The organism is Streptomyces hygroscopicus subsp. hygroscopicus (genome assembly GCF_030269125.1).
Classification (GTDB): Bacteria; Actinomycetota; Actinomycetes; order Streptomycetales; family Streptomycetaceae; genus Streptomyces; species Streptomyces hygroscopicus_C.
On the sequence record NZ_BSSM01000022.1, the window covers coordinates 88,012 to 108,192 of the forward strand.

Sequence of the window (20,181 nt, forward strand, 5' to 3'; positions counted from 1 at the left end):
CGGCCGCGGGGCGGGCGAGGCGCTCGGCGATGGCGGGTGCGCCCTGGGCGAGGCGTGGCGGTCCCCCGGTTGCGTCGTCCGCGCAGTCGCCCGGACTGCGCCGAGCGTCCGTGACGGCGCCGGGTGTGCGGACGGGCCGGCAACCGAGGTGGCCTCAGAAAGCCACGGTTCCCCGCCGCGGCCGTGCACAGGCCAGCGTCCACGCGCGGGACGCCTCCGCCGCGATACGGCGCACGTCGGGGCTCAGGCGCCGGGTGTCGATCCGGGCCCGCGTACCGGAGACCGACAGGGCGGCCACCGCGCGTCCCCCCGGCCCCAGCACGGGCGCGGCGACGCAGTTCAGGCCGACACGGCTCTCCTCGTCGTCGTAGGCGACGCCGTCGTGCCGGATCCGGCTCAGTTCGGCCGCCAGCGCGCTGCGGCCGGTGATCGTCCGGTCCGTGAAGCGCTGCAGCGGCACATCGGCGAGCCGGCTCGCCACGTCGGGCTGGTAGGCGAGAAGCACCTTGCCCACCGCCGTCGCATGGGCGGGACGCCGCCCGCCGATGCGCGAGGGCACAGGTGTCGCGTGGTGCCCGTAGAGCTTCGCGAGGTAGACCACGTCGGTCCCGTGCAGCACGGCGAGGTGCACGGTCCGGCGGGTGGCCTCGAAGAGGTCGCTGAGAAAGGGCAGGAGCGTGTCCCGGACGTTCTCCGACCCCGGGGCGTACACCGACCGGCCCAGGTGGTGCAGGCGCTCGCCCAGCCGATAGCCGGTGCCGACGCGTTCGACGACTCCGTTACGCTCCAGAACGCCGAGGACGCGGTGTGCGGTCGACTTGCTCAGTTGCGCGCGCCGGGCGAGTTCGCTGACCCCCACTCCGCTGCTCGCCCGGTCGCCGAAAGCGACCAGGAGGCTGATGGCCTTGTCGACGGCTGCGCGGTCGTCCCGGACCGCGCTCGCGGCGGCAGTGGTCATGATCGGTCGTTCACCTCGGCTTCGAGGATGCTGCGTCTACGTGAGCAGGCGGTTCGGAAAACTGGAGTAGACGGTTCGGAAACGTCTACGCAACACAGGATGCGAAGAGGGCGCCTGTTCGTCAATAATGACGAAGTGTCTATTAAAAGTGACGGCCTCGCGCACGAGAACCAGCTCGTGGCCCGCAACGTCCGGCGGTTCCGGCTGGAGAGAGCGATGTCGCTGGGGGATCTGGCCCGCCGCTCGGGCCTGTCCAAGCAGACGCTCTCGAAGATCGAGCAGGGCTCGGGGAACCCGACCATCGAGACGCTCGCCCAGCTCGGGTCGGCTCTGGACATGCCCGCCCGCCGGCTGCTGACCGAGTGGGGCACGCCGGTCTACGTCCTGCGCCGGGGCGAGGGCGAGTGGGCGCAGGGCCAGCACTGGTCCGAGCGCCTCCTCGACGAGACCTACGGGTCGGGCTACGTGCGCACTCTCGTGATGCGCATGGAGCGCGGCCGCACCGAGCCGAAGACGGTGGAGCCCCACGCCCAGGGCACGCTCCACCACGTCTACGTCATCACCGGAAGGCTGCGCATCGGCCCCCTCGACGAGCCCGTGGACCTGTCCGCCGGGGATTTCGTCCGGTTCCCCGGCGACGTTCCCCACCAGGTGGTCTGCCTCAGCGAGGCGGTGACGGCGCACATGGTCACCACGTTCCCGCAGACACGCCGCGTGAGCCCCACCGTGACCCGTGGCGTCGCCGGGGAGAGCTGAGTCCTCCCGGACCGCCGTGAGCGCGGCACCCGGACGGCGCACCAGGCGCCCGACCCGCGCGGGGGACACGCGCTTGCCGCGCGGTCCGGCCCGATCACGGTGGGGCGCGGGTACGTCCCGGCGATGCGGTAGACGTGGCCGGCGGCGCTACACCCCGAACTCCTCCCCGGCGCCGTACGCCCGCACGACCACGCCCCCGTCGCCCTTCTCGTCCGGCCGCACGACGTGCACGCGCCCGGCCCCGGTCACCCGGGCCTCCCCGCCGGCCACCGCGAGAAGGGTGTTCTCGTCCACCGCGACCCCGTACGGCACGTCCCCACGGCCGACCGCGGCGACCAGGCGGGGCAGCGTCCCCCACTGGGCCGCGTGCACGTCCACGGCGAACGGCACCAGCCCCAGCCCGGCCCGTACCTCGACCTCCGCCAGGTCCTCCCCGGTCTCCTCCGGGCACACCGGGACTCCGTCCACCAGCCAGCCACCGACCACGGCCCGGCGCGCCGCGACGGCAGCGCCCGCGGAGAAACCGGCGTACGGGATCCCCCGCGCGGCCAACGCCCGTGGCAGCCCCTCCAGGCAACCCGCGAGCGCCTCCTGGTACGCGGGCGTGAGCCCACCGCACACCAGCAGGCCGTCGATGCCGGCCAGCGCGGACTCGGGCTCGAACCGCCCACCGAGCGGAATCAGCAGCGGCACCGGCACACACGCCGGTCCGGACGTCTTCCGCAGCGCCTGCGCGTACCGCTCGAACTGCGCGCCTCCGTCGCCCTCGTCGACGATCAGGCACCCGACGCGCCGCTCCCCGGCCACCGCGCGCACGAACGGCTCGTAGACCTCGGCGAGATCCCAGCCCCCACCGATCAAGAACACCCGACTGGCCATGCCCTCCCCTTCACACTTCGGCTTCGAGGGGCGAATCTACGGGGCGGCGCGGGAGCTGTCGCGCGAGTTACCCCGCCGGGGGCCGGCCCGGCGCTCCTCGCAGATGCCCCGGACCCGTGGTCCGGGGCATCTCGCCGTCAGCGGGTCTGTGCCCATACCGCCAGCAGCCCCACGACGGCCGTCCCCGCCCCGTAGCACGCGCCCCGGAGGAACTGGTCGGCCGCGATGCTCCGGTGTCGCGAGATCCACCGCACGGCCTCACGAGCCGTGCGGCCCCAGCACGTCCCCGTGGCGGACAGCCGGCGTCCGAGGAGCACCCGTCGTCCGGGGGACGCGGCGTTCTCGGTGGGGCACCCTGAACGGGCGCGCCGTACTTTCATGGCGGTTGCACCTGCCTTCCTCGACGGTGTGTTCTTCTCCCTGCCGCCGGGCAGCCCGGCGGCAGGGCCCGCGGGCTCGGGCGGCACCGGCCCGCACCGCGGTGACGCGGACTCAGGCGAGGGCCGGCGCAGGGTGGCCGGCCTGTGCGGGGCGGAACAGCCGGAAGGTGACCCGGCCGTCGGCGTCGACGCGGGCGCCGTGCACGGCGGGTTCGGGCAGGCTGTTGTAGTGGAAGGGCGTGGAGAAGTAGTAGGCGCCGGTGTCCGGTACGACGACGAGGTCGCCGACGTCGAGCAGGGGCAGCGCACGGTCGCGTGCCAGCAGGTCGCCGGCGAAGCAGCACGGGCCCGCGACGTCCTGCGGCACGGCCCGGCCGCGCTTGGCCCGGCCACGGGGATCGTGGGCCTCGATCCGCAGCGGCCACGCGTCGGGGGCGAACACCGTGCGCGTGGCGACCTGTGCGCCGGCGTGGGTGATCGCGATGGGACGTCCTGCGACGGTCTTGGTGTACTCGACGTACGCCGCGGTGAACCCGTTCTTGGCCAGCACGGAGCGGCCGAACTCGGTGACGATCTCGTACTCGCCCGAGAACAGGGCCGGCGCGTGCTCACGCAGGTGGTCCACGTAGGTGTCGAAGCCGGGCGTCGTCTCGTCGCTGTCGAAATTCACCGGGAGCCCTCCCCCGATGTCGATTCCGGTGACCTGTCGTCGGCCGAGGTGGGCGTTGATCTCCTCGGCGAACTCCACCGCCTTGGAGATGCCCTCCGCCATGAGGGCCAGCGGGCAGCCCTGCGAGCCGACGTGCGTGTGCACCCAGGTGAGCCAGGGACGGTCCCGGTACGCCTGGAGCAGTCGCCGCCGGTTGCCCTCGTCGTCGAGGGGGATGCCGAACTTCGAGGTCGCGGTGGCCGTGCTCATGGCGCTGATCGAGCCGGCGCCCACCTGGGGGTTGACGCGCACGCCGAGCCGCGAGCCGGTACGGCTGCCCGCCAGGATCTCGTCGAGCCGCGCGAGTTCCTGGAAGCTGTCCGCGTTCACCGCGACGCCCAGGCTCAGTGCCCGCGCCAGTTCGGCGCGGGTCTTGGCCGGGGAGTCGAACACGATCCGCGCGGGCTCGAAGCCCGCCTCCAACGCCTGGGCGAGTTCGCCGGCGCTGGCGACCTCGCAGCCCATGCCGCCGAGCCGCAGCTCCTCGAGGACGGGGACCAGGCAGTTCGCCTTCGCCGCGAACGCGTGCAGGACCCGCACGGAGTCGGGGAACGCGCTCCGCAGGGAGGTGACGGTCTCGTCGAGGCCGTCGAGGTCGACGAAGCAGGCCAGTACGGCCGTCCCGGGCTCCAGCAGCCCCTGCCGTACGGCCGCCCGCAGAATCCGCTCCCGCCGGCCGGTCCTGTCGAAACCACTCGTCATGCGCCCTCCCGAGCCGAGTTCCCAGCGCCCACGGTTGCCGTGGGACCGTTCACCAGACTCCCGTCGGAGCGGTGCGGGCGTCTTCGTCGGGACTCCCGGTGTTCCGGCGCGCGGTTCTCACCGCCGGGCACCACCGCGGACGCGGCACGGCCGCCTTCGTGCCCGAGCACGAAGAAGCCGCCCCTTCTTCGTGGCGGCGCCCGAGCGCGCGGACGCTTCCCGGTCGTCGCGCTCCCGCGCCCGGGTGCTCAGCTCTCCCGGTCGTCGTGGTCCAGCAGGCGCAGTTGCAGCTGGGCGAGGAGGCGGGCGTCCGGACTGCGCAGATCGAGCCCGGACACCTCGGTGAGCCGGCCGATCCGGTGCCGCAGGCTGTTCGCGTGCACGCCCAACGCCCGTGCGGTGTCCGGTACGTGACCGAAGTGGTCGAGGTACGCCCGCAGGGTCCGCACCAGGGTGCCCCCGCCGTGGCCCGCGTCGAACGCCACCAGGCGTGCCACCGGCGTATCCGGTGCCAGGGCACACCCCTTGAGCCTGTCCAGCATCTCGTTCAGCGCGATCGTCTCGGCCACCTCGCTCGCGAAGGCGACGGTGCGCCGCTCGCCCGCCGAGCGCAGGGCTCTCAGCGCCAGGTCCGCCGACCTGCGGGACTCGGGCAGGCCCGCCAGGCCGTCGACCACGGTGCCCAGTCCGATCCTCGCCTCGGGCCCGAACACGTCGGCCACCTGCCGCGCCAGTGACGCCCCCAGACGTGCGACCTGCTCGACGGCCGCCCGCCCGTCCTGGTGCAGCGCGCTCACCAGGACCAGGGCCCCCTGGTCGACCGGCACCACCACGGGCGTCAGGTCGTACACGCCGCAGCGCACCGTCAGCAGCGCGCACAGCCTTCCGGTCTCCTCCCCCTTGCAGGAGGCCCCGGGGCGTACGGCCAGGACGGCGCAGTGTCCGTGCACCGGGATCCCGGTGCGCTCGGCGAGTACACCGGCGGACCCCCGTCCGTCGAGCAGCGCGCGGGCCGCGTCCTCGACCAGCCGGGCCTGCGCGCGGTGCGAGCGGTGATGGAGGAGGTGCGCGGCGGCCACCCGCGCCGCCGAGCGCAGCGCGTCGGCGGCGTGCGGCGGGAGGTCTCCCCCCGCGGCCGCCACCCAGATGGAGCCCAGGACCTCTCCGCCCGCCCGGACGGCCACCACCAGGCGTTCGGGATTCTCCCCGTGCGCCGGCCGGTGGATGACGTCCCCCGAACCCCACAGCGCCCGGAAGAACCCGGCCTCCCGCATGGCCGCCACGCGCCACTCGGGGACCCGGCGGCCGAGGATCGTCAGTCGGCGCAGCTCGTCCACGTCCTCCTTGGTGGACGAGTACGCCAGGACCCGGGACTCCACGTCCTCGATCGTCACCGCGCCCCCGACCAGGACCGCCACCGCGTCGGCCAGCCCGTTCATGTCACCGGGCGCCAGGGCCGCGAGGGCCGGGTCGGCGGGGACCCCGGACAGGACCAGACCGGCCCGCAGCGCGCCGACCAACTCGGTCCAGCCGCACCACGCCGTCCGGAAGAGCACCGCGGTGCCGGCGTCCTCGGCCGCCGCCCGCAGCGCGTCCGGGGGCCGCCCCGACCTCCCCGGCCCGAAGACCACCGCGGCCGCTCCCGAACCGGCGGCCTCGCGCACGGCCTCGACGGCGGCGGCCGACTGCGGGTCGACGCCCACGGCCAGCAACACCTGCCCCCGCGGCGGCCCCGGCTCCAGGGGGTCCAGCACCGCGACCCCCTCGACCGTGACGCCCAGACCGCGCGGAGCCACACAGGGTTCCAGCGCGCCCGCCCCCATGACCGACAGCAGTCTTTCCAGCGTCGGGCCCGCCGCCGCGGCGCCCTCGCGCCCGGCCGTTCCGTCCGGCACCACCCGGCCCCCTCCCCCGGCGCGTCGCGCCACGGCGAGTGTAGGAGGAGCCACGGGACCGACGCGAGGCGTGTGGGCGAGGGCGACCGGATGACGACGCGGAACGCGGGGAGTCGGCCGGCCCCGGGGCCCGTCCGGTCGCCGGCCGCCGGCGTCGTCGGGCAGGAGGCGGGAAGCGCCTGGATGCCGGCGGCCCCCATGAGGCCCGGGGGCTCGGGCGCGGGACCGCGGCTTCCCGATCGACGTGCCGGGCCCCGTGCGGATCGGCCGTCGGCCTGGCCCACCCGCTTCGGTACGCGATGCGCCCGAAAGCGCCCTAAGCTGCGGCCATGCGCATGCGTCCGATCGTCGGCCCCGTACCCGACACCGGTATACGCCCCGCCGGCGGGATGGACGAGATCGCCGGGCAGCTGGCCGCCGGCAAGGTCGCGGTCCTGACCGGGGCCGGGATCTCCACGGAGTCCGGCATCCCCGACTACCGAGGCGCGAGCGGGCGGCACCGGCGGCACTCCCCCATGACGTACCAGGACTTCGTCGCGGACGAGGAGAACCGGCGCCGCTACTGGGCCCGCGGCTACGTCGGGCGCCGCGCCGTCGCCGAGGCCCGGCCCAACGCCGGGCACCACGCCGTACAGGCGCTGCGCGTCGGCGGGTACGTGGACGCCGTGATCACCCAGAACGTGGACGGGCTGCACCAGGCCGCCGGGACGACGGACGCCGTCGCCCTGCACGGCAGCCTGGACCGCGTCGTCTGCCTCGGGTGCGGGACGATCGGTCCCCGCGACGAACTCGATGCCAGGCTGCTCGCCGCCAACGGCGAGTTCCTGGCCGCGCAGGGCGCCGCCGCGCTCCGGGTGAACCCCGACGGCGACGTCGAACTGCCCGACGACGTCGTCCGCGCGTTCCGCGTCGTGCCGTGCGACCGGTGCGGCGGGGTGCTCAAGCCCTACGTCGTGTTCTTCGGCGAGAACGTGCCCAAACCCCGTACCCAGCACTGCTTCGACCTGATCGACGCGGCCGACTCACTGCTCGTGCTCGGCTCGTCGCTGGCCGTCCTGTCGGGACTGCGGTTCGTGCGGCGCGCCGCGAAGGACGGCAAGCCCGTCTCCCTCATCAACCTCGGCCCGACGCGCGGCGACGACCTCGCGCACGCGCACGTGGCGCTGCCGCTCGGCCGGGCACTCACCGAACTGACCGAGCGCCTCGGCCTTGCCTGAACCGGACCCGTGCGCGGTGTCCGCCGGCCGGATGCCCGGTGGGTCGGCGGACACGGCCGGGGAGGAGGCCGCGGGGCGCTCGATGCCGTACCGGTCCGCGGGGGCGGTCGGCGATCGAGCGACCTGGCGCAGGGAGGCGACGAGCCGCTCCGTCTCCTCGTGGCCGGTCTCGGTCGCCTGGCCGCCCCCGCCCTGTTCCTCCCACCCGCGCCGCAAGATCGCCTCGGTCCGCGCCCCGGTCCGCCCGCACCATGGCGTGGTCCTGGTACCGGGCCGCGGAGACGGTCTGTTCGGCCCACCGCCGGGCGCGGGACCGCTGCTGCGCGGCCTCCACGGTCGGCACCCCGGTGGGACCGCCGTCGCCGACGTCGTTCGCCCGGATCCAGCCGCGGCGGCGCTGCGCGTCCGCCCGCGGCCGGTCGTCCTCCTCCATGATCCGGCCGTCCGGCCCGGGTACGTCAGGCGTGTTCGCGAGACGCGTTCGGCAGCGGCAGGTCCCCGCTGTAGCGGACTTCGGGGACCTGAACGCCGTTGACCGACCAGTCCGCGGTCGCGCCGTCCGGTGCGAAACCGCTCCGCTCGTAGAAGCGGCGCGCCCGTGCGTTGTCGGCGATCACCCACAACACGAGCCTGCCGAACGACCGTTCGTGGGCGGCGGCGAGGATGTGCCGCATCAGTGCTCTGCCGATTCCGGTGCCGAGGCGGTCAGGGGCCGCGTAGAGGGCGAGGAGTTCGCCGTCCTGGGGTTCGCGGTCGTCCTCCCGGGAAGGACCGAGCGCCGCCCAGCCGACGACGGCGCCGTCTTCTTCGGCGACGAGATGCACCGCTGTGCCCGTGCCTCGTCCGAACATGTCACGTCGTACGCGGGCGTCTTCCGTCACCGTGAGCGCGTCCAGATAGTCCTGCGGGACCATGCCCGTGTAGGCGGCTTTCCAGCCGTTCACCCGCACCGTGGAAACACCGTGGATGTCTCCTTCACGCATGGGGCGCACCCGTATCATGCGCTGATCGTAGCCGGACGAGGGGGAGTTGCCCGCTCGACGGCATGGCCGCGCGCGGTCGGTGCCGAACGTGTCACGGGTTGCGGGCGGCCACGACGCGCCGGATTCCGTGGACGGCCGCGCCGAAGGCCAGCACCCCCGCCCCCGTGACGATCGAGGAGGGCGGGAGGGCGAAGGCCAGTGCCAGGCAGCCCGTCAGTCCGAGGGCGGGGACCAGTCGGCCGGGTCGGCCCTCGGCGGGGGTGAGGGTCCAGGCGGAGGCGTTGGCGATGGCGTAGTAGGCGAGCACGCCGAAGGAGGAGAAGCCGATCGCGCCGCGCACGTCCACCGTCGCGGCCAGGACCGCGACCACGGCGCCCACCAGCAGTTCGGCCCGGTGCGGCACCTTGAAGCGCGGGTGGACGGCGGCCAGGACGTGCGGCAGGTGCCGGTCGCGTGCCATGGCCAGGGTGGTGCGGGAGACACCGAGGATCAGCGCGAGGAGTGAGCCGAGCGCGGCCACGGCGGCTCCGGCGCGTACGACCGGGGCCAGCCAGGCGGCGCCCGCCGCCCGGACCGCGTCCGACAGCGGCGCCGCCGCCCGTGCCAGTCCCGCGGGGCCGAGGACGGTCAGGACCGCGACGGAGACGGCGGCGTAGACGACCAGGGTGATGCCGAGAGCGAGCGGGATGGCCCGGGGGATGGTGCGGGCGGGGTCGCGCACCTCCTCGCCGAGCGTGGCGATGCGGGCGTAGCCGGCGAACGCGAAGAACAGGAGGCCCGCGGCCTGGAGTACACCGCCGGCGGCGGCGTCCGAGCCGATGTCCAGCCGGGCCGCCGCCGCGGCGCCGGAGGTCAGGGTGGCCACCACCACGGCGGCGAGAACCGCCAGGACCACCGCCACGACGGCGCGGGTCAGCAGCGCGGACTTCTGCACCCCGGCGTAGTTCACGGCGGTCAGCGCCACTACGGCGGCCACCGCCACGGCGTGGGCCTGGCCCGGCCACACGTACGAACCGACGGTGAGCGCCATGGCCGCGCAGGAGGCGGTCTTGCCGACCACGAAGGACCACCCGGCGAGGTAGCCCCAGAAGTCGCCGAGGCGTTCACGGCCGTAGACGTACGTGCCGCCCGAGGCCGGGTAGCGGGCGGCGAGCCGGGCGGAGGACGTGGCGTTGCAGTACGCGACCACGGCGGCGAGCGCCAGACCGATCAGCAGCCCGGAGCCGGCGGACCGCGCGGCGGGGGCGAGGGCGGCGAAGATCCCGGCGCCGATCATCGATCCGAGGCCGATCACCACGGCGTCGAAGACCCCGAGCCCGCGGTGCAGTTCGCCCGGTGTGCCGACGGCGGTCGATGACTTGTCCATGGCCTGCTTCCTCGGTGGCGCATCCGCCGTTGTCACGTGCTCCGACACCGGGAGACGATACGTGAACCGGTCCGATGGCGGACGGCGGCCAGGGGGGCGGAAGCGTGCCCGAAGGCCCCCGGCGCTTGGCTTGAACTCGGCGGTGCGGACCCCCACGAGGTTCCACGCCGGACAGACCGCCTCTCCTGGCCACAGCAGCCGCTCGCCGACCCGGAGTTCGACGCCTTCACCGCCGGAGGGCGGCACCGGCGGCACCGGCGTCCGCGCGGTGGACCTGCCGCCCGGCGCAGCGGCCCCCCGTCAGACGCGTATCAGACCCGCGTCAGCGGTCCCTGCCAGTCTTGTACACGTGAACGGCACCCGGGCAGCGACCGGGAGCCGGGAGCGAGGAGAGGTGCCCGGAGTGGTTGATCGGGGACCGGCGAGCATGCCTCGGGGTCGGATCCGCAAGGGTCCACGCAGGTTCGAATCCTGCCCTCTCCGCCAGACCGGCCGGGGAACGGACACTCCCCCGGCAATCCCGTCGACGGCCGCCCCGCCGCGACCAACCCGGTGGGCGCGGGGATTTCGGGGAGTTCGGGAGCACCCGGATGAGGCCGGACCCCTGCCGTCGGCACGACAGGCGGAGGAGACCGCGAGCCCGCCGGCGGCGGGTGGCAGGCTTGGTGCGTGCTGATCGAGGGATACGACGACGAGCCCCTGGTCGCCGGCGAACCGCTGGTGACCCGTCCGGGCTTCTGGGCGAACCATCTGTGGGGCCCGTGCTGCCGTGACGCGGGTGCCGAACCGGAGTGGTTCGGCGGTGACGGAGCCGACGTCGACGCCATGTCCGAGGTGCTCATGGACCCCGAGCGGTGGCCGGTGTTCCGGTTGCCGATCGAGGGCGGGTACGAGGCCGTGGTGATCTATCGCAACCTCGTCGGAGACCACGGAGTCGATTACCTCCTCGTCCACCCGGACCGGCGCACCCCCCAGCACATCGCGAGCTGGTACGGGGAGTTGGAGGGTGACAGCCTGACGTGGGGCGAACTCGTCCGCATCGCCGACGGTGCGGGTTCCGTGGCCGAGGGCGTGCTGGACCCCGCCGCCCGTCTCCTGCTGCTGCTTCCCCTGCTGGCCGGGTACCCCCTGCCCGGCGAGGCACCGGCGAAGCTCCGGTCCGCTCTGATCGCGGCAGGAGTCCCCCGGGACATCGCCCCGGTCACGGCTGGGCACCTGCTGGAACACGCGGCGGGGAGCGCGTGGCACGACCCCGCGTGGGGTTCGCCGCTCAGCGGCGGCTCAGGCGGTCCCGGTTCCACGGGAGGCGTCGTGCCGGCGCGCCTGGGTACCGGCCCCCGGGAGACGGTCCGTTCGTCCGTGGCCTTCCCCAGGGGGCAGGGGTGACCCGCGGGCCATGACGGCCGTCCGCGACGCGCCCCGGACCAGGCGGAGTTGCCCGACCACGGGCCCCCGGCCAGCGGCGTGGTGTCGAGGTAGCGGAGACGTACGCCCGCTGGTACACCATGTCCCGGCCGCAGCAGGACGCGATCGAGTCGCCCGGCGCCTGGCTGACGGCCGTCGCCACCCGTGTCTGCCTGGACCTGCTCGGTTCGGCGCGGGGCCGGCGCGAGCGCCATGTGGGCGAACGGGTCCCGGAGCCGCTGCCCGAGCGGACCGCGTGGGTCGGCGCGCCGGCGGGGACCGCCGCGGACCCGGCCGACCGGGTCACCCTGGACGAGTCGGTCGGCATGGCCTTCCTCGTCGCGCTCGAATCGATGACCCCGGCCCAGCGCGTCGCGCTCATCCCGCACGACGTCTTGCGCTGCTCCTTCGCGGAGATCTCCGAGATCACCGGCCGTACCGCGCCGGCGTGCCGCCGGCCGGCCTCCTCGGCCCGCCGGGTCCGCGCCCTGCGGCAGGCCGGGGCCCCGGCAGCCCGGCAGGCCGTCCTCGTGCGGACTTCAGGCGGGCGTGGGAGGCCCGGGACATCGACGCGCTGGTCGGACTCCTCGACCCCGACGCCACGTTCACCGCGGACGGCGGCGGTCTGGCCAGGGCCGCGCTCCACCTGATCGAGAGCGGCCCGCGGATCGCCCGCTACCTGGCCACCCTCGCCGGGAGGACACCGGCCAGCCTGGACACCCTGGAACGGACGGTCGACGGACGGCCCGGTCTGATGGCGCGGTGGGAAGGGGCCACCGTCGCGGTGTACGCGTTCGATGTCGTGGACGACCGGATCAGGTCCGTCCGGGCCGTCCGCGATCCCGACAAGCTGCGCCCGTGGCGGGGCAGCGGTGGGCCGGAGGCGGTCTGAACGTCACAGGTACGTGTCCCGGGTACGGGGCGACGCCTCTCGGCCGGCGGCCTGCGCCGCGTGCTCCAGCCGGCGGCGATGGTCCTCCCACCACGCCGGGTCGCCCGACGCCATGCTGTCCTGGCCCCGGCGTTCCCCGACGTCGCCGTCGATGAGTTCCCGGACGATGTCGGCGTGTCCGGCGTGCCGGTGCGTCTCGGCGATCATGCGCACGACGGCGTGGTGCAAGGTGACCTCGTTCCTGCCGCTCGGCCACCACGGCACCTTGCCGGTCGCGTCGAGGGCCAGCGCGTCGATCGTCGCGTCCGCGTGTGCCCACGCGCGGTGGTAGAGGTCCACGACGAACGCGCGTGACTCGTCGGCGGTGGCCCACATGTCCGCGTTCGGCTCGGCGCCGTCCTCCAGCCAGGGCAGCGGCTCGCCGGACGGCCGTCCGAAGACGTCGCCGAGATAGGCGAGTTCCATGCTGGCCACGTGTTTCACCAGGCCGAGGAGATTGGTGCCGGTCGGTGTGAGCGGGCGGCGGATGTCGTACTCGGAGAGTCCTTCGAGCTTCCACAGCAGGGCGTCGCGGGCGGTTTGCAGGTAGCGATGGAGGTCGGTCCTGGCAGCTGATGCGGTCATGGGGTCACTCTGCCGTTCCGCTCGTCCGCCCCGACGTTATCCGGCCGAACGCGGCCCGCCCCGAGGGTCGTCGGCACCCCGAGGGTGAGCGGGGGCGGACCGCGGGATCACGCTCGACGGAGCGGGCGGCGGACGGTGGCTCCGGCGGCGCGGGCCAGTACGTCTGCGGTCAGCGCTCCCGCCTCGACGGCGTGGGGGCGGTGCCGGGCACACAGCGCTGACGCTCGGGGGCGAACTCGGTCATGATGACGCCCGCGTGGTCGGTCGCGGCCTCGCCGGTGGTCCCACCGGCGCTCATCGATGGTCCTCGGGATGACCCCGCATCCGCGTGTTGATCCTGTCGCGGGTTCCGGTGAGCAGGGTCTGGTGCTTCTCGAGGTTCTCGAAGGAGCTGTCGCCGCCCGGTCGGCTCCGCAGTTCCGCGATCCAGGCGAGGGGTTCCTCGAAGTGGGCGGGGCCCTGGGGGTCCGCCTTCATCGACGCGTCGAGGCTGGTGAGTTCGGCAAGGACCCGTCGCGGGAAGTACGCGCAGTTCCCCGGGGTCGTGCATCCGTCGTTGTACGTGGCCTGAAGCCGGGCGAACACGTCGCGGACCTTTTCGGAACGTCCGGTGTCGGTCCTCCCGTGCCCGGGGCGGGCGGCGCCGCCGCCGTGGCGGGCGGTGCGGTCGTGCCGGCGCCGCGGGCGGGCGACGGGCCGGCGGCCGATGACGCGTCCGGACCGCCGGAGCAGGAAAGGAGCAGGGAGGTCAGGGCCACGACGAGCGTGGAGGTGCCGAGGGCGCGCCGTGCGCGTGCGTCGATCATGCCGCCTACGACGCTCCGGCGGGCGCTCTGGTCGTGCTGTCGGGCCGGCGCGCTCCGCGACGCCGTCGGTGACGCCATGGGACACCGCGGGGCCTGTGCGCCCCGAAGGCGCCCGTCACGAGTGGGCGGAGGCCGATGCGCGGCGGGTCGTCCTGAGGTGGGTGTCGATGTAGCGGGTGAGGGTCATCGCGTCCCTGGGCTCGTCGGCACGGAAGGTGATGCGGCGCAGCAGGCTGACGTCGTCGAGGGCGATGCCTTCGCGGGCGAGGACGAAGAGGAGGGCGAGGAAGGCGGAGCGGGCGTTGCCGTCGTCGAAGGGGTGGAAGAAGCAGATGTCGAGGTAGACGCGGGCGCCCCGGGCGGTGACAGGGAGGGGCCGGTCGGGATCCTGGGCGCTCTCGGCCAGGCATGCCTCGAAGCGCGCGCGGGTGTCCGGGCCGATGCCGTAGCGTTCCCGGCCTTGTTTGGCGAAGGCCGGCAGGGTGCGGAACGGCGGCAGCCGGGGGGTGTCCAGGACGTGTCGCTGCCAGCTTCGGAGCAGCTCGAAGTCGAGTGCGGCGCCGCGTGCCGCGTCGGCACGCAGGAGTTCGAGGGCGGCGAGGAGGCCGCGTTCACGGGCCGGGTCCAGGGCGCCGTCGAAGCCTCGGATGTACTGCGCCGCCCCGTCGCGCCGCGGCGTCACCGGCCCGCTCCCGCCGCCCGGGGCGTCCTGCCACGGCACGGTCCGGCGGACCGCGAGCCAGCGTTCGAGGTGGTCGGGGACGGGGCCGGCGGCGGGCCGCGCGCCGTCGTCGGGCCGCAGCGACAGGGCGAGGCGCTCCGCGACGTCCTCCACCAGTCGCGGGTCGGGGCCGGTCCAGCTCGCGAACCGGCCGCCGATCGCCTCGTCGACCAGTTCCCCGGCGAGGTCCGGCGCCACGCCCCAGCGGCAGAGGTACCAGGCGAGCACCTGCCGGCAGTGCCCGTACCAGCCGCTGCCGCAGCCGGTGCGGTCGGTCACCTGCAGGATCAGGTTGCGGGCCGCGCGCTCCCACAGGATGCGCTGGTCCTCGATGTCGGCCAGGTCCAGTGGGTACGGCTCGAACCACCCGGCGAGGCTCTCCAGCCAACCACGCCACTCGCACAGCGCCGCGACGACTCGGTCGAGGGTCTCCTCCGGCGTGGTGATGGACGTCCGCGGGGAGCACCAGTTCCCGACCGGCCCTCCGTTGTAGTCGCCTTCGTCGTGTGCCCAGCGCCAGCCCACGGTCCAGCGGCCGTAGTGTTCGACGAGGGCCTGCGCCATGGCGCAGGCCCAGGGCTCGCCCTCGTCCCAGCCCCAGGCGTGGATCGACGGGTCGCCGTGCGGGGCGTCCGGGCGGACGGGCACTCTCCGGGCGGGCCCGAGCGAGCGCACCACCTGCGGCGCCGACGCGGTGTCGAAGGGGTGGCGGGCGGGATCCACGTCGGCCCAGTCCAGGGAACGGGGGGACAGGTCGACGGTCACCGCGCAAGCCTGCACGTCCGTCCCGGCGTCTGACAAGCGGGTTGTCCCGCCCTCTTCGCCCTCGGCGGCCGGTGGTGGCGGACGCGGTGGGCGCCCGCGCGACCGCGTGGATCGGGTGGCCGTCCGTCCGTGGCTCCCGGAGGCGTACGCGACGGCGGCGAAGGCCACGGGTATCGGGTCCGCGCGGTGCCGCGGCCGGGCCCGTACGAGAAGTCCGTCCCCGGAGCCCACCGACCCCACCGCGGACGCCGTGCTCGACTCACTGAGCCTGGTCGCCCTTCGGCCCGATGCCCTTGGTCCTGGTCGGAGTTGCGTCCGGGGCGAACGAGTGGTGGAAGGTGAAGGCGTGCGGCGCGGGGCCGTGGTCGTGGAGGTGCTCCAGCCTGGAAGCCCCCTCCCGCCAGGTGGGTATCACGTCGTCGGAGACCCACCAGAACACGTGACCCGGGTGTCCTGTCCTCTCGAACCAGTCGTAGCGCCTGTTCAGCGCCTCACGGTGCACACCGGTGTAGACGGCGTCGAAGGCGGGGCGCAGGTCGGTCCAGAGCGAGAGGGTCGCGGCCAGGGCGGTGGTTTCCACCGCACGGCCCTTGCCGTACCAGGTCGGTACGGCGAACTCTCCCCATGCGCCCCAGTCCGCCTCGAAGTGTGAGCCCCGGTCAGCGTCCGCGGCTTCGGCGTGCGCGAGGTATCCGGGGTGCCGGCTGATCTTCCGGTAGACGGCCCCACCGAGGTCGTAGAACTCGCGCGTGAGAGGTGCGGGATCGGCGAGGGGTGCCTTCAGGACGCCGAACGTGTACAGAGCAAGACGGGGCATTCTTCTCTCCCTGGTCGGGGGTGCCTGGTGTGGACCCGGCTCGGCGGCTTGCGCAGGGGGCGAGGATTCGCGGAACGTGACCCACGCGTCCCGTCGCGGGCGGCTCAGCCTGAAGGAACCGCCGCGCGATCGTGGGCAACCGCCGAGGACCAGGCGAACATAGCCGCCTCGACGGGCCGTGTCGAAGTTGCGTTTTCCCTGTCCAAGTGGCCTCTCGTACAGGTGCCTTCGGGGCCTGGGGCGGTGGCACCGCCTGCCGTCGTGGAAGTCCCCGTCGGCCCGGCGATACACGTCTCCTCCTCGGGGCCGGGGAGGCGCTGGAGGCGCTGGAGGCGAACTCTCCCGGTTGCCGTTCCCGGCGTACCGCCGTACCGCCCGGAGGCGGAGAGCGGGGCCGGGTGGTTCCCGGGCGGGACTTCCTCCCGCGTGACGACGGCACGGGGGTCTCGGCACGTGGCCGTACGGCGGCATGACCTCGATCGCGGTGCGCGATCCGGTTCCCGGCCACCGGCCCGGCGCCCGACCGTCCCCTGCCGCGCGGAGGCGTGTTCTGGATCTCGTCGGTGTCCGTCATACTCCGAGGGGCTTCACACCTGCCGGGGGGTACGAGGTGCTCGTCCTTCCCGGGGTGGCGGACGAAGGAGGAACGTGCAGCACCACATAGGCCGGACGACGCTCATCGCGGCGGTCCTGGTGATCTCCGCGGCGCTCGGCGGCTGCGACGACGAGCCCCGGAAGGTGTCGGGGCTGCTGGACAGCACGCGGCACGTCCGGGCGCTGACCAGACTCGCGACCCGCGCGCACATGGTCGAGCGCTGTCATCCCGGGTCCAAGCGGGTACGGCACACATCCGGCCGCGGCGGCAACAAGCGCACCTGGTACACCGACGAGCCGACCACCGTGTGCACGAAGGTCCGGCAGGGCACGGAGACCTATCGCCGCGTCATCCGCCCGGAGCGCTGGTGCGTCGAGCTGGACGACGTCGACGGCAAGGACTCCAGGGACGACGTCTGGTTCCGCGTCGACGCGAACACCTACCTGGACGCCCGGATACTGAAGGCCGGACACCGGATGACGTTCAAGCCGGAGCGCGACGGCTGCTGAAGCCGGAAGAGGGCCGGTCCGGCCCCGCCGCGCGGACGGACGCGGCCGTCACCGGTGCGCCGCTTTGGCCGGCGGCCCGGCCGCCTGGGGCGGCACCGGGAGGACCCGGTCCAGCCGGTATCCCGGTGGGGGCACACGGACGGCCCGGTTCGCCCGCGGTATCCGGACCGGACGCCGGCGGGGCGGGGCCGGGTCCGTCCGTCACTTCACCCGCCAGGTCGCACGCGAGCGGGAGACCGGATCGCCAGGAGTGCCACCTGCCGCCCTCGTGACACGTCCGCGGTACGTCGGCCCGCTCGCCCGACAGGGCATCAGCCGCATCAACGGCGACTGCTCGGGCATCATCTGCGCATGAGCTCGCACACACGAGCCCATGACGCGGAACGCCTGTCCACCACGGCCCCGCAGACGATCGGCCCATGCGGTGGAACAGCCGTGCCCGACCCCCGTCCGGGGGCTGGTAGGGCTGTGCAACGTCGATCTCACGAACAGCCGATCACCGCTCATCCCCCACAAGCTCTTCATAGAATTCAGTCAATGACGCACAGAGTTGCGAGAGGCCGTCACCATGATGGGCAGTCACGACCGTTCCGACAGCGTGGACGGGTCGAATGGCGACAGACGCGAGGCGATACCCCCGTCCGTGTCCGGCAACCCTCTTCCCGCCTCCAAGCTGGCGCGCACCATCCTCCTCACCGCTTTGCTGGGCTCCGCGCTCCTGACCACCACGGACATCCTCAGCGCCGGCGCCTCCTCCTCCGCCGAAACCACCTGTCTGCTGCTCCTTCCGCTGATTCTCGCCCTCCAGGTCCTGCACTCCGCCCCGGACAGCAGCCAGGCGCCCCTGGGCCGCAAGTGCGTGACCCTGGCCGCCCAGGTGCTCCTGACCTATCTGCCGCTCCTGCTGTTCCGGCCGTTCTGGACGACGACGGCCGCCTATCTCGCGGGCTCGCTGCTGCTGCTCCTGCCGCCCCGGGCGGCCTGGCCCCTCTTCGGCCTCGTGGGGCTCAGCATGGTGATCCCGACGGCCCTCGACGGCGGACCGCTCGTCGAGAGCATCCGTCTTGCCCAGGTCTCCCTCCTCATCGGCTTCCTCCTCTACGGACTGGCCCGGCTGGCCGAGCTGGTCACGCACCTGCACGCCGTCCGCGGTGAACTGGTCCGGCGGGCGGTCACCGCGGAGCGGCTGCGCTTCGCCCGGGACCTCCACGACCTCCTCGGCCACAGCCTCTCCGCGATCACGCTGAAGAGCGAGCTGATCCACGAGCTGATCCCGGCCCAGCCCACACGCGCGGTGAAGGAGGTCGACGAGGTCCTGTCCATCGCCGAACGGTCCCTCGCCGACGTCCGCAGGGTCGCGAGCGGCTTCCGCGACCTGTCACTGCGTCAGGAGGTCAAAGCGGCACGGTCCATGCTCGACGCCGCGGGCATCGCCGTACAGGCGAAGGTGGACCTGGGTCCGCTCGCCCCGGTCGTGGACACGGCGCTCGCCACCACGCTGCGGGAGGCCGTCACTAATCTGCTGCGGCACAGCAACGCCTCCCGCTGCCGCATCGAGGCCCTGGAACTGGACGGTGTGATCCGCCTGCTGGTCGAGAACGACGGCGTCGACGCCGTCCACCACGATCCCTCGCCCTACGGCGGCCACGGCCTGGGCAATCTGCGCGCGCGGATGACCGCGGTGGGCGGACGGCTGGAGTCGGGCCCCTGGACGGAGGGGACGTTCCGGCTGCTGGCCGAAGTGCCCGCGCAGCGGCCCTCGTCCACCACGCGGGCCGGCGGCTGACCGGTCACGACCGGTGTGTGTGGGCGGCGGCCCCGAGAGGTCTTCGCCGCCCACGGCGCGGCCGGTCGCGGTCAGCGGGGCCCGGCGACGGCGCCGTCCCCGTGGGTGGTGCCGCCGAGCCCGGACAGGAACCGCAGCGCGGTGGCGGGTGTGAGGTGGACGGCCGTCACCTCGTTCTCGGTGAGACCGAGGGAACTCAGGGTCTGCCACGGCCGCACGCCGGTGCCGTGCGTCGTGTCCTCGTCGCTCCGGGACTCGGTCACGAGGTTCTCCTGCCGCGCGGGGTGCGGGACGCCGGCCGGTCGCCGCCGCGCGCCAGGCGCAGCCGCAGGAGCTGGAGGACGAGCCAGCGCCGCATCGCGCCGAGATGGGCGGGCGAACCGTGCACGTCGTCGAACGTCTTGAACCGCACGTCCTGGAGCGTGCTGCGCAGCAGTGCCTGGTCCCCGGCCGGGATGATCTCGTCACGGCTGCTGGCGACGTACCGGACGGGTATCCGCACCTGCCGCAGCTGGTCCGGCGTGAGCGCGAACTGCCGCAGCAGGCGCCGCAGCGCGCTGAGGTCCTCGCTGCCGGTGAGGCGGCGCAGGGTGTCGGCGGTGATGCCGGGGACCCGGGGCCACCACGTCTCGTCCCGGAAGAAGTCGCCGACGGGCGCGCCCACGGTGAGGACGCGGCGGATGCGGGAGTCCTCGGCCGCCGCGCGCACGGCGAGATGGCCGCTGAAGCTCAGCGCGAGCATCGAGGTGTCGGACACCAGGGCGCGGTCGGCGAGTTCGTCGAGCAGGAAGCCGAGGATGCGCCAGGAACCGGGGCCGTAGGTGAAGGTGTTCTCGCCGACGCCCGGCAGTTCGGTGACGACGGCGGCGTAGCCGAGTCTGCGCAGCAGGGGCAGCAGCGGCGCCCACTGCTCCTTCACGCTGACGATGCCGCCCATGACGATCAGCAACGGGCGGGACCTGTCGAGCCCGGCGGCCCAGCAGGCGAGGGTGCCGTCGCGGTGCTCGAACTCCAGGCGCTCGATGCCGTCCTGGCCGCGGCGCCACCGGTCGAAGGTGTCGACGCACAGGCGCTGGGCGCGGACGCGGTCGGCGTCGCCGTGGTACGGGAACCGGGCGAGCGCGAAGTGCCGGCACGCGTCGAGGAGGTCGCCGCGGTCGGCGGCGGCCCGGCCCTCGGCGGTCCACACCGCGGCCCACGACCGCCCGTCCGCCGCGGTGTCGTTGGTGATCCTGGTCAGGACGCGCGTGACGTGCCGGGGCTTCATGCCCTGGCCCCGGGCGTGCAGGCGGGCGAATTCCTTGAGTTCTTCCAGATGGTCCATCGGTCTCCTAGCGAGGGGACCACCGGCTCGGGCCGGTGGTGCCGTCGGGGCGGCGGGGGCGCCTTGGAAGAACCTGGAGACCCTGCCCGCCGG

General features: G+C 73.9%; 18 protein-coding genes, 1 tRNA gene and 1 pseudogene. 7 read left to right on the forward strand and 13 right to left on the reverse strand.

What is annotated here, in order from left to right:
* Nucleotides 1–154: 154 nt before the first annotated feature.
* A complete protein-coding gene (locus QSK45_RS34435) occupies nucleotides 155–958 on the reverse strand; it encodes an IclR family transcriptional regulator (protein WP_285562844.1) in 804 nt (267 codons plus the stop codon).
* Between the two features lie 99 nt (nucleotides 959–1,057).
* Here QSK45_RS34435 and QSK45_RS34440 point away from each other — a divergent pair, with 99 nt between their 5' ends.
* On the forward strand, nucleotides 1,058–1,714 hold the full coding sequence (locus QSK45_RS34440) for a helix-turn-helix domain-containing protein (protein ID WP_285562845.1): 657 nt from the start codon (nucleotides 1,058–1,060) through the stop codon (nucleotides 1,712–1,714).
* A gap of 147 nt (nucleotides 1,715–1,861) precedes the next feature.
* Here the strand turns inward: QSK45_RS34440 and QSK45_RS34445 are convergent, their stop codons facing one another.
* From QSK45_RS34445 to QSK45_RS34455, 3 genes are all read right to left on the reverse strand, one after another.
* Complete coding sequence (locus tag QSK45_RS34445) at nucleotides 1,862–2,593, reverse strand: Type 1 glutamine amidotransferase-like domain-containing protein (RefSeq protein WP_285562846.1); 732 nt, start codon at nucleotides 2,591–2,593, stop codon at nucleotides 1,862–1,864.
* A 492-nt stretch (nucleotides 2,594–3,085) separates the two neighbouring features.
* Nucleotides 3,086–4,384, reverse strand: coding sequence for a type III PLP-dependent enzyme domain-containing protein (locus tag QSK45_RS34450; protein ID WP_285562847.1), 1,299 nt, complete (start codon nucleotides 4,382–4,384; stop codon nucleotides 3,086–3,088).
* 248 nt (nucleotides 4,385–4,632) lie between these two features.
* Complete coding sequence (locus tag QSK45_RS34455) at nucleotides 4,633–6,279, reverse strand: PucR family transcriptional regulator (protein WP_285562848.1); 1,647 nt, start codon at nucleotides 6,277–6,279, stop codon at nucleotides 4,633–4,635.
* Nucleotides 6,280–6,608: 329 nt separating this feature from the next.
* Between QSK45_RS34455 and QSK45_RS34460 the strand changes: the two genes are divergently transcribed.
* Nucleotides 6,609–7,496, forward strand: coding sequence for an NAD-dependent protein deacetylase (locus tag QSK45_RS34460; protein WP_285562849.1), 888 nt, complete (start codon nucleotides 6,609–6,611; stop codon nucleotides 7,494–7,496).
* A 458-nt stretch (nucleotides 7,497–7,954) separates the two neighbouring features.
* Here QSK45_RS34460 and QSK45_RS34465 read toward each other — a convergent pair whose 3' ends face one another.
* Both QSK45_RS34465 and QSK45_RS34470 read right to left on the reverse strand, forming a co-directional pair.
* Nucleotides 7,955–8,479, reverse strand: a complete 525-nt coding sequence (locus QSK45_RS34465) for a GNAT family N-acetyltransferase (RefSeq protein WP_285562850.1) — start codon at nucleotides 8,477–8,479, stop codon at nucleotides 7,955–7,957.
* A gap of 91 nt (nucleotides 8,480–8,570) precedes the next feature.
* A complete protein-coding gene (locus tag QSK45_RS34470; protein WP_285562851.1) occupies nucleotides 8,571–9,845 on the reverse strand; it encodes an APC family permease in 1,275 nt (424 codons plus the stop codon).
* Between the two features lie 388 nt (nucleotides 9,846–10,233).
* On the opposite strand from QSK45_RS34470, the gene QSK45_RS34475 reads away from it, so the two are divergent.
* The 3 genes and pseudogenes from QSK45_RS34475 to QSK45_RS34485 all read left to right on the forward strand — a co-directional run.
* Nucleotides 10,234–10,331, forward strand: a tRNA-OTHER gene (locus QSK45_RS34475).
* 183 nt (nucleotides 10,332–10,514) lie between these two features.
* Complete coding sequence (locus tag QSK45_RS34480) at nucleotides 10,515–11,231, forward strand: hypothetical protein (protein WP_285562852.1); 717 nt, start codon at nucleotides 10,515–10,517, stop codon at nucleotides 11,229–11,231.
* Between the two features lie 89 nt (nucleotides 11,232–11,320).
* Nucleotides 11,321–12,141: pseudogene (locus tag QSK45_RS34485) on the forward strand (sigma factor-like helix-turn-helix DNA-binding protein); the annotation flags it as partial.
* 3 nt (nucleotides 12,142–12,144) lie between these two features.
* Here QSK45_RS34485 and QSK45_RS34490 read toward each other — a convergent pair.
* From QSK45_RS34490 to QSK45_RS34510, 5 genes are all read right to left on the reverse strand, one after another.
* A complete protein-coding gene (locus QSK45_RS34490; RefSeq protein WP_285562853.1) occupies nucleotides 12,145–12,765 on the reverse strand; it encodes a DinB family protein in 621 nt (206 codons plus the stop codon).
* A 169-nt stretch (nucleotides 12,766–12,934) separates the two neighbouring features.
* The gene (locus tag QSK45_RS34495) at nucleotides 12,935–13,063 is read right to left on the reverse strand and encodes a hypothetical protein (protein WP_285562854.1); all 129 of its coding nucleotides are present in this window, start codon (nucleotides 13,061–13,063) and stop codon (nucleotides 12,935–12,937) included.
* On the reverse strand, nucleotides 13,060–13,350 hold the full coding sequence (locus QSK45_RS34500) for a hypothetical protein (RefSeq protein ID WP_285562855.1): 291 nt from the start codon (nucleotides 13,348–13,350) through the stop codon (nucleotides 13,060–13,062). The genes QSK45_RS34495 and QSK45_RS34500 overlap by 4 nt, the downstream gene beginning before the upstream one ends.
* A gap of 336 nt (nucleotides 13,351–13,686) precedes the next feature.
* Nucleotides 13,687–15,057: a Fic family protein gene (locus QSK45_RS34505; RefSeq protein WP_285562856.1), complete on the reverse strand. Its 1,371-nt coding sequence runs from the start codon at nucleotides 15,055–15,057 to the stop codon at nucleotides 13,687–13,689.
* Nucleotides 15,058–15,316: 259 nt separating this feature from the next.
* Nucleotides 15,317–15,874: a DUF3291 domain-containing protein gene (locus QSK45_RS34510; RefSeq protein ID WP_285562857.1), complete on the reverse strand. Its 558-nt coding sequence runs from the start codon at nucleotides 15,872–15,874 to the stop codon at nucleotides 15,317–15,319.
* A gap of 648 nt (nucleotides 15,875–16,522) precedes the next feature.
* Here QSK45_RS34510 and QSK45_RS34515 point away from each other — a divergent pair.
* Both QSK45_RS34515 and QSK45_RS34520 read left to right on the forward strand, forming a co-directional pair.
* Nucleotides 16,523–16,978, forward strand: coding sequence for a hypothetical protein (locus QSK45_RS34515; RefSeq protein ID WP_285562858.1), 456 nt, complete (start codon nucleotides 16,523–16,525; stop codon nucleotides 16,976–16,978).
* Between the two features lie 643 nt (nucleotides 16,979–17,621).
* Nucleotides 17,622–18,764: a sensor histidine kinase gene (locus tag QSK45_RS34520; RefSeq protein ID WP_285562859.1), complete on the forward strand. Its 1,143-nt coding sequence runs from the start codon at nucleotides 17,622–17,624 to the stop codon at nucleotides 18,762–18,764.
* A gap of 71 nt (nucleotides 18,765–18,835) precedes the next feature.
* On the opposite strand, the gene QSK45_RS34525 is transcribed toward QSK45_RS34520, so the two are convergent.
* On the reverse strand, nucleotides 18,836–19,027 hold the full coding sequence (locus tag QSK45_RS34525) for a hypothetical protein (protein WP_285562860.1): 192 nt from the start codon (nucleotides 19,025–19,027) through the stop codon (nucleotides 18,836–18,838).
* Nucleotides 19,024–20,088, reverse strand: a complete 1,065-nt coding sequence (locus QSK45_RS34530) for an alpha/beta hydrolase (RefSeq protein ID WP_285562861.1) — start codon at nucleotides 20,086–20,088, stop codon at nucleotides 19,024–19,026. The genes QSK45_RS34525 and QSK45_RS34530 overlap by 4 nt, the downstream gene beginning before the upstream one ends.
* Nucleotides 20,089–20,181 lie beyond the last annotated feature (93 nt).